The 291-nt window shown below is 65.3% G+C and carries 1 pseudogene; it reads right to left on the bottom strand.

The features are described 5' to 3' along the window. Window positions 1-70 precede the first annotated feature (70 nt). Window positions 71-291 (bottom strand): annotated as a pseudogene (locus SB753_RS36335) (DSD1 family PLP-dependent enzyme); the annotation flags it as partial.

Below are 291 nucleotides of genomic sequence, written 5' to 3'. Positions count from 1 at the left end.
GCAGCGCGGCGCTTTATCCGGACGAGTTTGGTTAGCCGCGGGCGCGGGCTCACAAGCAGGTCCGCGAGTTTCACCAGCCATGCAGGCGGCTCCACACGGCGAGTTCTCCCGTTGCTTGCAGCGCGTGATATTCGGGGAACTGCGCGCCCGTTGCACACGCGTGATTGGGCAGGATGCGCAGCCGGCTGCCGATCGGAAAGCGGGCCTTCAGATCGCCGTGATCAGGAGCGTGGCCGGCATCGGCCGGTGCAAGAATGCCGTGCTCCTGGTTTGCGCCGATCATCAGATAGC

It is taken from the genome of Paraburkholderia sp. SIMBA_053 (genome assembly GCF_046534895.1).
Classification (GTDB): Bacteria; Pseudomonadota; Gammaproteobacteria; order Burkholderiales; family Burkholderiaceae; genus Paraburkholderia; species Paraburkholderia caledonica.
The sequence above is the reverse complement of the archived record's forward strand: the minus strand, read 5'-3'. Positions and strand labels throughout refer to the sequence as shown.